Origin of the sequence: Streptomyces sp. NPDC051018, assembly GCF_044456085.1 — a bacterium.
Lineage (GTDB): Bacteria > Actinomycetota > Actinomycetes > Streptomycetales > Streptomycetaceae > Streptomyces.
The window spans coordinates 76,330-89,671 of sequence record NZ_JBITFN010000005.1 but is presented as its reverse complement, the minus strand read 5'-3'; the positions used below and the strand labels follow the sequence as shown (position 1 = coordinate 89,671).

The 13,342-nt window shown below is 71.9% G+C and carries 13 protein-coding genes; 4 read left to right on the top strand and 9 right to left on the bottom strand.

The genetic code is table 11. From position 1 onward, the window contains the following. Positions 1-6 precede the first annotated feature (6 nt). Positions 7-1,140, top strand: a complete 1,134-nt coding sequence (locus tag ACIBCM_RS11100; RefSeq protein WP_399241732.1) for an Mrp/NBP35 family ATP-binding protein — start codon at positions 7-9, stop codon at positions 1,138-1,140. A gap of 345 nt (positions 1,141-1,485) precedes the next feature. On the opposite strand, the gene ACIBCM_RS11095 is transcribed toward ACIBCM_RS11100, so the two are convergent. From ACIBCM_RS11095 to sigE, 5 genes are all read right to left on the bottom strand, one after another. Continuing rightward, on the bottom strand, positions 1,486-2,166 hold the full coding sequence (locus ACIBCM_RS11095; RefSeq protein ID WP_399241731.1) for a hypothetical protein: 681 nt from the start codon (positions 2,164-2,166) through the stop codon (positions 1,486-1,488). Between the two features lie 226 nt (positions 2,167-2,392). After that, the gene (locus tag ACIBCM_RS11090; RefSeq protein ID WP_399241730.1) at positions 2,393-2,854 is read right to left on the bottom strand and encodes a sec-independent translocase; all 462 of its coding nucleotides are present in this window, start codon (positions 2,852-2,854) and stop codon (positions 2,393-2,395) included. Between the two features lie 114 nt (positions 2,855-2,968). Continuing rightward, positions 2,969-4,921: a trypsin-like peptidase domain-containing protein gene (locus ACIBCM_RS11085; protein ID WP_399241729.1), complete on the bottom strand. Its 1,953-nt coding sequence runs from the start codon at positions 4,919-4,921 to the stop codon at positions 2,969-2,971. A gap of 89 nt (positions 4,922-5,010) precedes the next feature. Beyond that, entirely contained in the window at positions 5,011-5,985 is a 975-nt protein-coding gene (locus ACIBCM_RS11080; protein ID WP_399241727.1) for an anti-sigma factor family protein, read from the bottom strand. Then, complete coding sequence (gene sigE, locus ACIBCM_RS11075) at positions 5,982-6,752, bottom strand: RNA polymerase sigma factor SigE (protein ID WP_389272523.1); 771 nt, start codon at positions 6,750-6,752, stop codon at positions 5,982-5,984. Before sigE ends, ACIBCM_RS11080 begins: the two co-directional genes overlap by 4 nt. Positions 6,753-6,937: 185 nt before the next feature. On the opposite strand from sigE, the gene ACIBCM_RS11070 reads away from it, so the two are divergent. Then, positions 6,938-7,573, top strand: coding sequence for an O-methyltransferase (locus tag ACIBCM_RS11070; RefSeq protein WP_399242090.1), 636 nt, complete (start codon positions 6,938-6,940; stop codon positions 7,571-7,573). Between the two features lie 762 nt (positions 7,574-8,335). Here the strand turns inward: ACIBCM_RS11070 and ACIBCM_RS11065 are convergent. Further along, entirely contained in the window at positions 8,336-8,503 is a 168-nt protein-coding gene (locus ACIBCM_RS11065) for a DUF3117 domain-containing protein (RefSeq protein WP_003966491.1), read from the bottom strand. Positions 8,504-8,815: 312 nt separating this feature from the next. On the opposite strand from ACIBCM_RS11065, the gene ACIBCM_RS11060 reads away from it, so the two are divergent. Then, positions 8,816-9,616: an enoyl-CoA hydratase/isomerase family protein gene (locus tag ACIBCM_RS11060; RefSeq protein ID WP_399241726.1), complete on the top strand. Its 801-nt coding sequence runs from the start codon at positions 8,816-8,818 to the stop codon at positions 9,614-9,616. 657 nt (positions 9,617-10,273) lie between these two features. Here the strand turns inward: ACIBCM_RS11060 and ACIBCM_RS11055 are convergent. Together ACIBCM_RS11055 and ACIBCM_RS11050 are read right to left on the bottom strand one after the other, a co-directional pair. Continuing rightward, positions 10,274-10,867: a DNA-3-methyladenine glycosylase I gene (locus ACIBCM_RS11055; protein WP_399241725.1), complete on the bottom strand. Its 594-nt coding sequence runs from the start codon at positions 10,865-10,867 to the stop codon at positions 10,274-10,276. After that, entirely contained in the window at positions 10,864-11,217 is a 354-nt protein-coding gene (locus ACIBCM_RS11050; RefSeq protein ID WP_399241724.1) for a DivIVA domain-containing protein, read from the bottom strand. Before ACIBCM_RS11050 ends, ACIBCM_RS11055 begins: the two co-directional genes overlap by 4 nt. A 99-nt stretch (positions 11,218-11,316) precedes the next feature. On the opposite strand from ACIBCM_RS11050, the gene folP reads away from it, so the two are divergent. Further along, positions 11,317-12,177, top strand: a complete 861-nt coding sequence (gene folP, locus ACIBCM_RS11045; RefSeq protein ID WP_399241723.1) for a dihydropteroate synthase — start codon at positions 11,317-11,319, stop codon at positions 12,175-12,177. 366 nt (positions 12,178-12,543) lie between these two features. Here folP and ACIBCM_RS11040 read toward each other — a convergent pair whose 3' ends face one another. Beyond that, on the bottom strand, positions 12,544-13,293 hold the full coding sequence (locus tag ACIBCM_RS11040) for a TIGR00730 family Rossman fold protein (protein ID WP_399241722.1): 750 nt from the start codon (positions 13,291-13,293) through the stop codon (positions 12,544-12,546). Positions 13,294-13,342 lie beyond the last annotated feature (49 nt).

The window sequence follows — 13,342 nt, the reverse complement described above, 5'->3', positions numbered from 1 at the left end:
ATCGGTATGGCTACGGAAGACGCGGTGCTGGCAGCGCTGGCGACGGTGAACGATCCCGAGATCCACCGGCCCATCACCGACCTCGGCATGGTGAAATCGGTTGAGATCGGGGCGGACGGCGCGGTCGCCGTCACGGTGTACCTGACCGTGTCCGGCTGCCCGATGCGCGAGACGATCACCAAGAACGTGACGGACGCGGTCTCGCGCGTCGACGGCGTCACGCGCGTCGAGGTCACCCTCGATGTGATGAGCGACGAACAGCGGCGCGAACTGGCGTCCTCACTGCGCGGCGGCACGGCCGAACGCGAGGTCCCCTTCGCCCAGCCCGGCTCGCTGACCCGGGTGTACGCGGTCGCGTCCGGCAAGGGCGGCGTCGGGAAGTCGTCGGTCACCGTGAACCTGGCGGCGGCGATGGCGGCCGACGGGCTGAAGGTCGGCGTCGTGGACGCGGACATCTACGGCCACTCCGTGCCCCGGATGCTGGGCGCGGACGGCCGTCCCACCCAGGTCGAGAACATGATCATGCCGCCCTCGGCGAACGGCGTGAAGGTCATCTCGATCGGCATGTTCACCCCCGGCAACGCACCGGTCGTCTGGCGCGGCCCGATGCTGCACCGCGCGCTCCAGCAGTTCCTCGCCGATGTGTACTGGGGCGATCTGGACGTCCTGCTGCTCGATCTGCCGCCCGGGACCGGAGACATCGCCATCTCGGTCGCGCAGCTCGTGCCGAACGCGGAGATCCTGGTCGTCACCACCCCCCAGCAGGCCGCGGCCGAGGTCGCCGAGCGGGCCGGGTCGATCGCCGTGCAGACACACCAGAAGATCGTCGGCGTCGTCGAGAACATGTCCGGTCTGCCGTGCCCCCACTGCGACGAGATGGTCGATGTGTTCGGCACCGGCGGCGGCCAGCGCGTCGCGGAGGGTCTGACGAAGACGACCGGTGCGAATGTGCCGGTGCTCGGGTCGATCCCGATCGACGTACGCCTGCGGGAAGGCGGCGACGAGGGCAAGCCGGTCGTGCTGACCGACCCGGACTCCCCCGCGGGCTCGGCGCTCCGGGCCATCGCGGGCAAGCTGGGGGGTCGCCAGCGCGGCCTGTCGGGCATGAGCCTGGGCATCACCCCGAAAAACAAGTTCTGATTCTTTTCTTTTGTGGCTCGGTTCTCCCCCAGACTCCGTCCGGGGGCACCCCCACCGGGCCGCCTGAGCGTGCGTCGACGGTCGACCGTGCTCGATCCCTCGTTCCTCGGGACCTCCGCGCGCTCTCCCTTTCGACACCCGCGCGGCCCTTCGGCTCACTCGCCCAACAGGCGAAGGGCCTCCGATTACTCAGGAACTCGCGTGGGCCCCTCGGCTCACTCGCTCAACCGGCGCAGGGCCTCCGCGCGCCCAGCATCCCGAGCACCCCTTCAACTCACTCGCCCAACGGGCGAGTACACGGGCCGGGCCCCCACGTCGCGGGCCCGGTTGCGTGTGGGGCCGTCGTCACATGTAGGGGTCCAGGTCCCGTACCACCGCGAAGCCCAGGCCGTACGCGCTCATACCCCGGCCGTACGCGCCGATGTGGACGCCGCCGTGGGTCGAACCCGCCAGTACCCAGCCGTACTCCGACTCGCGGTAGTGGAAGGGCGTGGGCACGCCGTCGACCGGCAGGGAGAGCGCGGACCACGACTCGCCGTGCAGATCGTCGGCCAGTTCGAAGGCGGCCTCCGTCTGCTGGTCCAGCCAGTCGTCCCGCAGCGAGTGGTCGAGCTGGGGCGGCCAGGTGTGGGCCAGCAGGCCCGAGCCCGCGAGCCAGGCGGCGGAGGAGACCGTGGTGGCGTCCAGCACCCCCGTACCGTCCCCGCTGCGCCGTACCGGGCTCGCGGCGACCGTGATGACCGCGGCGAACCGCTCCTTCTCCCCGGTCATGGCCTCGGACCTTATCGACGGCTCGTCACCGTGCCCCAGCGAGCCGTGCTGGACGATGCCGTCGGCGGCCGAGCCGACCTGCATCAGCCAGCGCGGGCCGGTGAACGCCTCGTCCAGGCCGTACCAGGGGAACGGCGCGCGGGCGTAGCCGTCGGCCGGGCTCCGGGGAGCGGTCTGGCCCTGCGGGTGCTGCTGAGCGGGAGCAGGGGAACCCTCGACCGTACTCTGGGCCGCTGTTCGACTGGTCGTCTCCATCTATCCGGCCGCCTCCTCTGTGTCCGAGGTCCGGAGCGGACCCGCCCCCCTCGGGCGTCCTCGCGTCCTGACAGAGGGAGAGAATAGCCACCCGGTCCCGGCTCGCCGGGATTCACGGTCGGGCAGGGGCGTGTACGACCCGGCCGGTCCCCCCTCGGGGACCGGCCGGGTGATCTTGCTCGCGGGAGCCCCGCGCGGGGCTTCGGGCGGGTCTGCCCGGCGGATCTCAGGTGGCGTCGGCGTCGAACGGCGGACGCTCGTCCTGGGCGGGCTTGTCGCTCTTCTTGAGCAGGTCGGGCGTGCCGGGGGAGGAACCGTTCGAACCGTTCACCGCGCCGGCGGGCACCGAACGGGCGGTGTCCGTTCCGTTGACCGCGTCCGCGACATCGTTGATCTCCTTGCGGAGATCGAAGGTGTCGCGGAGTTCCTTCAGCTCGCTCAGGTCGCCGTTCTCACCGAGCTGCTTGCGGATGAACGTCTTGGGGTTCAGGTCCTCGAATTCGAAGTCCTTGAACTCCGGTCCCAGTTCGCTGCGGATGTCGTTCTTGGCATTGTCGGAGAACTCGCGGATCTTCCGGATGGTGCGGGTGACATCCTGGATGACCTTCGGCAGTTTGTCGGGACCGAAGATGAGCACGGCGAGCACGACGAGCGTCACCAGCTCCACGATTCCTATGTCATTGAACACCCTGCTGCTCCTCGTGTTCTGCGCGGCCCGCAGCTCGGATGGTTCCGGGGCCCGATCCACCGTACCCGCCGAAACTTCCGCGAGTCACCTGCCGGTCGGTGGTTCATAAGGGGTTCATCCGCCGTCGGCGGAGCCGAGCGTGAGGGTGATCCTCCGCTCCTGGCCGCCGCGCAGCACCGTCAGTTCCAGCCGGTCACCCGGGCGGTGGGAGCGGATCTTGACGATCAGCTCCTCCCCGCTGTGGACCCGCTGGTCGTCCACCTTGGTGATCACATCGCCCGGTTTGACGCCGGCCTTGGCGCTCGGACCGCCGGGGGTGACCGACGGGGAGCCGTCCGTGCCCTTGTCGCCGACGCGTGCTCCGTCGCCCGTGTACTTCATGTCGAGGCTGACGCCGATCACGGGGTGCGTCGCCTTGCCCGTGTTGATCAGCTCCTCGGCGACGCGCTTGCCCTGGTTGATGGGGATGGCGAAGCCGAGGCCGATGGAGCCGGACTGCCCGCCCTCGGCACCGCCCCCGGTGTCGGCGGCGCGGATGGCGCTGTTGATGCCGATGACCCGGGCCTTGGTGTCCACCAGCGGGCCGCCGGAGTTGCCGGGGTTTATCGGGGCGTCGGTCTGGAGCGCGTCGACATAGCTGACGTCGCTGCCGTCGCCCTTCTCCCCGCCCGCGGTGATGGGGCGCTCCTTGGCGCTGATGATGCCGGAGGTCACGGTGTTCTGGAGGTCGAAGGGCGCGCCGATGGCGACGACGGGGTCGCCGACGCGCACATTGTCGGAGTTGCCGAGGGGCAGCGGGGTGAGGCCGGACACACCGGTGACCTTGACGACGGCGAGGTCGTAGCCGCTGTCCTTGCCGACGAGGGTCGCCTTGGCGATCTCGCCGCCGCTGAAGGTGACCGAGATGTCGCCGGCGGAGCCCGCCGGGTCGACGACGTGGTTGTTGGTGAGGATGTGACCCTGTTTGTCGAGGACGAAGCCGGTGCCGGTGCCCTGCTCGCCGCCCCCGCTCACATGGAGGGTGACCACACTCGGCAGGGCGCTCGCGGCGATACCGGCGACGCTGTCGGGCGCCCGGCCTCCGCTCTCCCGGGGGGCCTGGTCCAGTTCGACCTCGTTGATCCCGCCGTTGCGCTCGATGTACGAGCCGATGCCCCCGCCGATTCCGCCGGAGACCAGGGCGAGCAGCACGGCCCCTGCGAGCAGCGCGCCCCGTCTGCTCTTTCTGCGGGCGGGCTCGCCGGAGTACGTCAGGGGCGCGGAGCCGGGTGTGCCCCAGGGGTCGTACTGGCGCCAGTGGGACGCGGGTGCCTCACCGGGGGCCCCGGCCCCCTGGGGCTGATGGCCCTGGGGGTGGGGCGGGTAGCCGGGGTACGGCGAGGTGTTCTGGGGCTGGTGGGGGGCCTGGGGTGCCCCCGGTGACGGCGCCGGCTGGTGCGGCGGCGGCAGGGCGAACCCTCCGCCGTCCGTGGCGCCGGTCCCGGGGGCGGACGCGGGCTGCCCGGGAGCGGGAGCCGTGCCTGGGGCCGCCGGGTACGGCGGTGGCGGTACGGAGGTCCCCTGCGCCGGGGTGGGTACCGGGGTGCCCTGCGCGGGAGTGGGTACGGGAGTGCCCTGCGCCGGGGTGGGCACCGGCCGCTGTACGGGAGGGGCGGGCGCCCAGGGCCCCGGACCTCCGTACGGCGGGGTGCTGTACTCGTCGGGCTCGTGCAGCGGCTGCTGCCGGGTTCCCCCGCCGGTCGCCACGGGCACGGGCTCGGAGACGGGCACAGGCGGCCGGGGCCCGGAAGCGGGCGACGGGGGCCCTTCCGCCGGTACGGGGCCGTGGTGCGCCGCCCCGGGCCCGGCCCCCTCCGCCGGTACGGGCCCGGCCCCTGTGGAGTGCTCGGGGTAAGCCGTCTGAGGGGAACGGACGGCGTCCGCCGGTACGGGTTCCTCCACCGGGCCCGGCATCCGCGCCTGCGGCGGCTCGGACGGAGGTCCCTCCGGCTCGGTGGGAGTCGCGCGCGCCGCACCGGGCCGGCTCCACCACTTCGCCTTCGGTCCGGTGGGCTTCCCGTCTTCCATGCTCTCCCCGCAAACTGCCGACCCGCGGCACCCCGGCGGGCACCTGTCAGAGATTCAACCAGGTTTGCGAATCCCCGCGCAGGAGCCCGTCAGCGCTGGGACATCAGAGGGTTGGCGGACCCGGAGGGAGCGATGAGGTGCGACGGCGCCGAGGTCGCCGACGGGGTGAGCCCCGGGGCCGTGGAGATCTGGAAGGCCGAGCCCGTGGGACGTATCAGCGGCGGAAGGGCGAAGGACGAGCCGAGCACCGCCGGGGTGGGCCGGGCGGCGAGACTCAGCGGTGTCTCGGAACCCTCGGCACCGAGCACGGAGCGGCCGACGGGCCCGCCTTCGGACCTGGTCGGGCTGGTGCCCGCGCTGCGCCGGCGCTCGTACTCCGCGTTCCGTGCGGCGGCCGAGACGGCGATCCCGGCTCCGGAGCCGGTACCGGCCGTACCCGTCGTGGCCGCGGTACGCACGGGGGTGCTGCCGTTCCCGCCACCGCCCCGCGCCTGGACCGAGGTGTCGAGCGGCATCGCACCGCCGAGGGCGATCGCGGCGAAGGACACGGCGCTGGCGGCGGCGAAGGCGAAGCGACGGCCCCGCCACGGTGAGCGCTCGGCCTCCTGGCGGCCGACCTCATGAATACGGAAGCCACTCGAACCGCCCGGCAGGGCGGGCGCGCGACGGCCCCCGTGGACCCCGGGGACGTATCCGAACGTCTCCGTGCGGCGATCGCCCGGTCTTTCCGCCGAGGGACTCAGAGCTCCGAAGACCGCGTCGGTGACCCGTCCGCCGTCGAACGGTCCGCCCGGGCCGCCGTCATCGCCTCCGGAACCGAGGCCGGGACCCGAGGGGAGCCCCTGGAGGCGCGCGAGCAGCCCCTCGGAGGGCGGGGGCGGGGCGGCCTGGGCGAAGACGTCCTTGAGCCTGCGCTGGGCGTCCGCCTCGGCCTTGCACCTGGGACAGGTCGCCAGATGGGCGAGCACCCGGTCCCGGGCGTCGTGTTTGAGCTCACCGTCGACGAGCGCGGCGAGCCGGTCCCCCAGATGCTGCTCCGCGGGGGTGGGGCCTGAGCCGCTCACGCCGATCCGCCCTCCCCCACCAGTCCGACCGCTCCCGCCAGCATGCGCTGCTGCTCGGCACGGGCCTCGGGCGAGCGGTGCTTCAGGGCCTTGCGCAGATGAGACCGGCCGCGGTGGATCCGGCTGCGGACCGTGCCCAGCTTGACACCCAGGGTCGCGGCGATCTCCTCGTACGACAGGCCCTCGATGTCACAGAGCACCACGGCGGCACGGAACTCCGGCGCGAGGGTGTCCAGCGCCTGCTGCACATCCGCGTCGAAGTGGGTGTCGTTGAACACCTGCTGCGGGGAGGGCTCACGGCTGGGCAGCCGCTCGGCCGCGTCGTCACCCAGCGAGTCGAAGCGGATGCGCTGCTTCCTGCGGACCATGTCCAGGAAGAGATTGGTGGTGATGCGGTGCAGCCAGCCCTCGAAGGTGCCGGGGGTGTACGTCGACAGCGAGCGGAACACCCGGACGAAGACTTCCTGGGTGAGATCCTCGGCGTCGTGCTGATTGCCGGTGAGGCGGTAGGCGAGACGGTAGACGCGACCGCTGTGCGTGCTGACGATCTCCTCCCATGAGGGGGGTGTCCACGCCTGGGTTTCCGCATCCGATGCGAAGGTCGCGGTAGCTGCGGAGTCGGGGGCGGGGGAACGGTCAGCAATGTCGGTCACAGATTTCGGCTCACCCGGTGACCTGAGGAAGCGTCTGAGCACTCCTCTCCGATCCGCAGGTGCAGCCGCACCTCCCCTGTCGGCTCTGGTGGTGTCCAGCGGAGCCCCTACCATAGCCACCTCGCCCGTTAGCTCCGGATAAGAATCTTTACGCGAATTTGGATGCTGCTTACGGCCCTGATCCATGTACTCCCCCCTGCCGTCCCCCTCATTGCCTTAACGCGCGGTCCCATCAGCGGGTTCCCGGGCACAGCGGATACAGTCAACGTCGCGTTCAACGACGGGGACAGGAGAGGCTCATTACCGCAAACCGGCAGACAAGCTGGGCGTTCGCCGACGCCTTTGTCGCCGAGGACGACGCGCTGAGCTGGGCCCGGGAGCGGGCCCGGGAGTCAGGGGTCCCCTCGGTGTCGCCAGGCACCGGCGCCGCCCTGCGACTGCTGGCCGCGACCGCGGACGCGAAAGCGGTGGCGGAAATCGGTACGGGAACGGGCGTCTCCGGGATCTATCTGCTCCAGGGCATGCGCCCCGACGGGGTGCTGACCACCGTGGACCCGGAGCCGGAGCGGCAGCAGTTCGCCCGGCAGGCGTTCCGGGCGGCCGGGTTCGCCGGGAACCGGGCGCGTTTCATTCCCGGGCGCGCCCTGGACGTACTGCCGAGGCTCGCGGACGGTGGCTACGACCTCGTGTTCTGCGACGGCGACCGGGTGGAGTCGCTGGAGTGTCTCGCTGAATCGTTGCGCCTGCTCCGACCAGGCGGTCTTGTGTGCTTCGAAGGGGTTTTCGCCCGCGGTCGCACCGTGGATTCGGCGGCCCAGCCGGCGGAGGTGCTGCGGCTGCGGGACCTGCTGCGCGCGGTACGCGAGAGCCAGGAGCTGCTGCCGTCCCTGCTGCCCGTCGGGGACGGGCTCCTCTGCGCGGTCCGGCGCGGATAGCACCTAGGCCCACCGGGTCGGCCGCCGGACCCCGTCCGGCCACAGCGCGCCCGTCACCCGGGGCCCGGGAGGCCGCGCATCACCGAGGACTCGGAGGCGGCCGGAAGATCGGCGGCAGCCAGGATCCCCGGCGGAACCGGCCACGGGGGCAGCCGCCACGGCGCCGCCGGCGGGGGGAGCAGGGCCCAGAGGTAGCAGTCGGCGGTTTCCAGGGGCAGGGCTCAGGGGGCGGGGTCCAGGGGCAGGGTCACTGCGGAAACGTGGTCGCCCCGGGTCGCCCCCGAGCCGCCGCCGAGCGTGAACCGAGCGGGCCTGAGCCGCCTGCCGGAAAAGTCGTCCCGGGCACGCCGGAAGCCGTCGCGGAGTCCTCTCAAGATCGGGAGGAAGCCAGGGGTATGCCGTCGCCGAGCCCTCCAAATGCCATCCGTATGCCTTCTGGAAGCCGGCCGGAAGGCATCGGGAAGTCATCAGGAAGCCCCGCCGCGAGGCCCGGCCGAAGTCGTCGCGAAGTCCGCACGGAGTCATTGGGAAGTCTTTGCCCGGGAGCCGGCCGAAGGGACCGCAAAGCCCGCCCTCACAGCCGCCGAAGTCCGCACGGTGTCACGAGATGTTCATCCGGGGCCGGGAGAAGTCCCGGTGAAGTCACTCCGAAGTCCCCGCGAAGTCGTCCAGGGGCCCGTGGAAGTCGCCGGGGAAAGCGTCACTGCCCCGGCACCTTGCGATGCCGGGGCAGTGAAATCAGTTAATGGGTTGGCTTCAGCGTCAGCCGACGACCTTCTTCAGAGCGTCGCCGAGCGCGTCTGCTTCGTCCGGTGTCAGCTCGACGACAAGCCGACCGCCGCCTTCGAGCGGAACGCGCATGACGATGCCCCGCCCCTCCTTGGTCACCTCGAGCGGGCCGTCGCCCGTCCGCGGCTTCATGGCCGCCATGCTCGTTCCCCTTCCTGAAACCAGCTCATCGTCCGCCGACGGCCCCTGGGTAGGCACGCGTACCGGCATCGAACACATTGCTTCCAGGTCATTATCCCGCATCGCGGGACCCGATGACCAACATCAGTCGGCATCGCTTAGGCAACGCGCTTTCCCAAAACCACCCAATTCGGCGATCCGCCTGCGATACTTCGCCGCCGCGGCAGGGCGGCCCGGGGAGCGGATTCTTTGGTGCAGGTCACATGTCCGCCCCGGTGGATCTCCGCCATGCTGGGCTGTACACCCACCGCAGAGCCGCAAAGGGGACCTGACATGGCCGACTCCGTGCTGTACGACGTGAGCGACGGACTCGCGACGATCACGATCAACCGGCCCGAGGCCATGAACGCCCTCAGCACCGGGGCCAAGGTCGCGCTCCGGGAGGCGGTCGTGACGGCCGGGGACGACCCCGCCGTACGGGCGGTCCTGCTGACGGCCACCGGGCGTGCCTTCTGCGTGGGCCAGGATCTCAAGGAGCACATCGCGCAGCTCGCCGAGGACAGGAAGACCGGCGGCCGCACCACCATGAGCACCGTACGGGAGCACTACAACCCGATCGTGCGAGCCCTCACGGGCATGCCGAAGCCCGTCGTCGCCGGGGTCAACGGTGTGGCGGCGGGCGCGGGCATGGGCCTCGCCCTCGCCGCGGACTACCGGGTCGTCGCCGACACCGCGAAGTTCACGACGTCCTTCGCGGGCGTCGCGCTCACCGCCGACTCCGGGGTCTCCTGGACGCTCCCCCGGCTGGTCGGCCCGAGCCGGGCGGCGGACCTGCTGCTCTTCCCGCGCTCGTTCGGTGCCCAGGAGGCACTCGACCTGGGGATCGCCAACAAGGTCGTCCCGGCGGACGACCTGGCCGCCGAGGCCCTCGCGGTGGCCCGCACCCTGGCCGGGGGCCCGACCGTCGCCTACGCGGCGATCAAGGAGTCCCTCGCGTTCGCCGCCGCGCACTCGCTGGACGAGACCCTGGACAAGGAGGACGAGCTCCAGAGCCGCGCGGGTGCGTCGGAGGACCACACCATCGCGGTCGAAGCCTTCATCGCGAAGGAGAAGCCGAAGTATCTGGGCCGGTAGCGGGGTGACCGGTCCGACAGGGCCGCGCCGGGGGGCCCGTACTTCTGTACGGGCCCGGTCGGGAACATCCGTACGAGTAGCGCACCCCGGGCGTGGCGCCGAGGCCGACACCGCCGGGTGGGGCGGGTCCGGAGAGGTCCACCGCCTCGGGCCGGGCCGACGGCCACGGCCCGGCCGACCGGCAGCAGCCCATGTGACCCGGCAGGGCGGAGCGCCCGCTTACGCCCGGTCCGGGCGGCGGGTCCGGCGGATCCGGTGACGACCATCGCGTCCGGACGGTCCGGGTGCCCGACTGGAGCGGGCGCGGCCCGGCGGTCCCTCCTCAGCCCTGCCCCCTCCGGTCCCGACGGATCCCCAGGTCCCGGGGGCCAGGAGGTCCATCGCGTCCGGACGGTCCGGCTCAGCGGCAGGGGCCGACGTGACCCGGCAGGGCAGAGCGCCCGCTTGGGCCCGGTCCGCCCGGGGCCCTTCGCGTCCGGACGGTCCGGCTGTCCGGCTGTCCGGCTGTCCGGCTGTCCGGCTGTCCGGCTGTCCGGCTGTCCGGCTGTCCGGAGCCAACCCGGCCCCGCGGGGCGCAGTGCCCGCTTCTGATCGTTCCCTCCCGGTCCGTACGGTATCGGGACCGTCCGGACTGGCCCGGAGCCCGCGGGACGGGTCTCAGAGCGCCGTCGCGGCTCCGCGGGACGTGCAGTCGGCCAGATGGTCGTCGACCAGCCCGCATGCCTGCATCAGGGCGTACGCCGTCGTCGGGCCGATGAAGCGGAGGCCCTTCTTCTTGAGGGCCTTCGCCAGCGCCGTCGACTCGTCCGTGACCGCCGGGACGTCCGCGATCGACGCCGGAGCGGGGCGGCCCTCGGTCTTCGGCGCATGCGACCAGATGAGTTCGTCCAGCTCACCGGCCCGCCACTCCACCAGCACGCGCGCGTTCGCCATCGTCGCGTCGATCTTGGCCCGGTTGCGGATGATGCCCTCGTCGGCGAGGAGCCGGTCACGGTCTGCGTCGGTGAACTCCGCGACCGAAGCGATCTTGAAGTCGGCGAAGGCACTGCGGAAGCCCTCGCGGCGCCGCAGGATGGTGATCCAGGACAGCCCGGACTGGAACGCCTCCAGACACAGGCGCTCGAACAGCGCCTCGTCCCCGTGGACCGGGCGGCCCCACTCGTCGTCGTGGTACGCGAGATAGTCCTCGGCGGACACGGCCCAGGGACAGCGGGGCTTCCCGTCGGGACCCGCCACAGTGCCGCCGCTCACGGGCGGGGCTCCTCACCGGGCTTGGTGAACAGATCCGGCCGGTCGGCCGCGGTGGCCCGCGCCCCCGCCAGCGCCGACTCCAGCTCGGCGATGCGCGCGTCCCGCTCCGCCAGCTCGGCCCCCAGCCGGCCCAGCGCGTCGTCCACATCCGCCATCCGATACCCCCTCGGCGCCACCGGCAGCCGCAGCGCCTCGACGTCCGCCCGCCCCAGCGGCCGGGTCACCGGCAGGGGGTCCACCAGCTGCTCGGGGGCCACCTCGGGCAGCGCCGCGCTGTCCCCGCCGCCGACCACGGCGAGCGTGACCGCTCCGACGACCACGACCATCGCGACAGCCAAGAACACGAACACGAACGACCCTCCCTGAACGGAAACTGTCCCGGTACCGATCGTGCCACGCCGGTCCGACAGTTAGGGTCGCAGCCGGACCACCTGAGGAGGAAACCGCTGATGCTGCGGCTGGGACAGCGCGAATTCGACGCCGACGACCGAGTGATCATGGCGATCGTGAACCGTACGCCCGACTCCTTCTACGACCAGGGCTCCACCTTTCTCGACGAGCCCGCGCTCGCCCGCGTCGAGCAGGCGGTGTCGGAGGGAGCCGCCATCATCGACATCGGCGGGGTCAAGGCGGGCCCCGGGGACGAGGTCACCGCCGAGGAGGAGGTCCGGCGGACGGCCGGCTTCGTCGCCGAGGTACGCCGGAGGTTCCCCGATGTGGTCATCAGCGTCGACACCTGGCGGCACGAGGTCGGAGAGGCCGTCTGTGAAGCGGGCGCGGATCTGCTGAACGACGCGTGGGGCGGGGTGGACCCCCGCCTCGCCGAGGTCGCCGCGCGCCACGGCGCCGGTCTGGTCTGTACGCACGCGGGCGGCGCGGAGCCGCGGACCCGGCCGCACCGGGTCACGTACGACGACGTCATGGCGGACATCCTGCGGGTCACCCTCGGACTCGCCGAGCGGGCGCTCGCGCTGGGCGTCCGCCGGGACGGCATCCTGATCGACCCCGGCCACGACTTCGGCAAGAACACCCGCCACTCGCTGGAGGCGACCCGACGCCTCGGCGAGATGGTCGACACCGGGTGGCCCGTCCTCGTCTCGCTCTCCAACAAGGACTTCGTCGGCGAGACCCTGGACCGTCCGGTCAAGGAACGCCTCGTCGGCACTCTGGCGACGACCGCGGTGTCGGCGTGGCTGGGCGCGTGCGTCTACCGCGTCCACGAGGTCTCCGAGACCCGCCAGGTCCTCGACATGGTCTCCACCATCGCGGGCCACCGCGCCCCGGCCGTGGCCCGCCGCGGTCTGGCCTAGCCGGCCAGGCGCCCCAGCCCGTCCGGCCAGATGTTCCGGCCCCCGCGGGGAGACGTTCCCGGCCCGTCGGCACCCCGTCGCCGCCCGTCCGGCCGGACGTCCCGCCGGTCCGGGGAGACCTTTCCAGCCCTTCCGGCGATCGAGGAGCGGGGTCCGGGGCGGAGCCGCGGCAAGTGCCCGTACTCAAGGTGCCCCGGACCAGCGCCCGCGCCCGGGGGCGACCCCCTGGGAATGATCTCCCTGGCGTTCGCCACCGCTCCAGCGCCCGCGCCCGGGGGCTCCCCCACGTCGGCCGTACTCCCGGGGCGCCCCCACCGGCCGTACTCCGGGGGCGGTCCCACACCGCCGGCCCGCCCCGTCACCGAACTAGCGCGCGGTCTCCTTCGTCACCAGCGTGACCGCCTCTTCCACGTCGTCCGTGACGTGGAACAGCAGCACATCGCGCTCCGACGCCTTCCCCTGGGCCACGACCGTGCCCCGGAGCCAGTCGACCAGCCCGCTCCAGTACTCCGAGCCGAACAGCACGATCGGGAAGCGGGTCACCTTGCCGGTCTGAACCAGCGTCAGTGCCTCGAAGAGCTCGTCGAGGGTCCCGAGACCACCGGGCAGCACCACGAATCCGGAGGCGTACTTCACGAACATCGTCTTTCTGACGAAGAAATAGCGGAAGTTCACTCCGATATCGACATGCGGATTGAGCCCCTGCTCATAGGGAAGCTCGATCCCGAGGCCGACGGAGATGCCCCCGGCCTCCCGCGCCCCCCGGTTCGCGGCTTCCATCGCACCGGGACCGCCGCCCGTGATGACCGCGAACCCGGCCTGGACGAGGGCCTTGCCGATACGGATACCGGCGTCGTACTCCGGAGTGCCGGGGGATGTACGCGCCGAGCCGAAGACACTGATCGCGCTCGGAAGTTCCGCGAGGGCGCCGAAGCCCTCCACGAACTCGGACTGGATGCGCATGACCCGCCAGGGGTCGGTGTGCACCCACTCGGAGTCGCCCTCGGTGTCCAGCAGCCGCTGGTCGGTCGTCCCGGGCTGGACCTGATCCCTGCGGCGCAGTACCGGTCCCTGCCGCTGCTCCGCCGGGCCCCGCGAACCCTCGGGGTTGACCATGGTCTGCTCCCTTCGCCGAACATCATTGCTCCAGCAAGGGTAGGTCGGC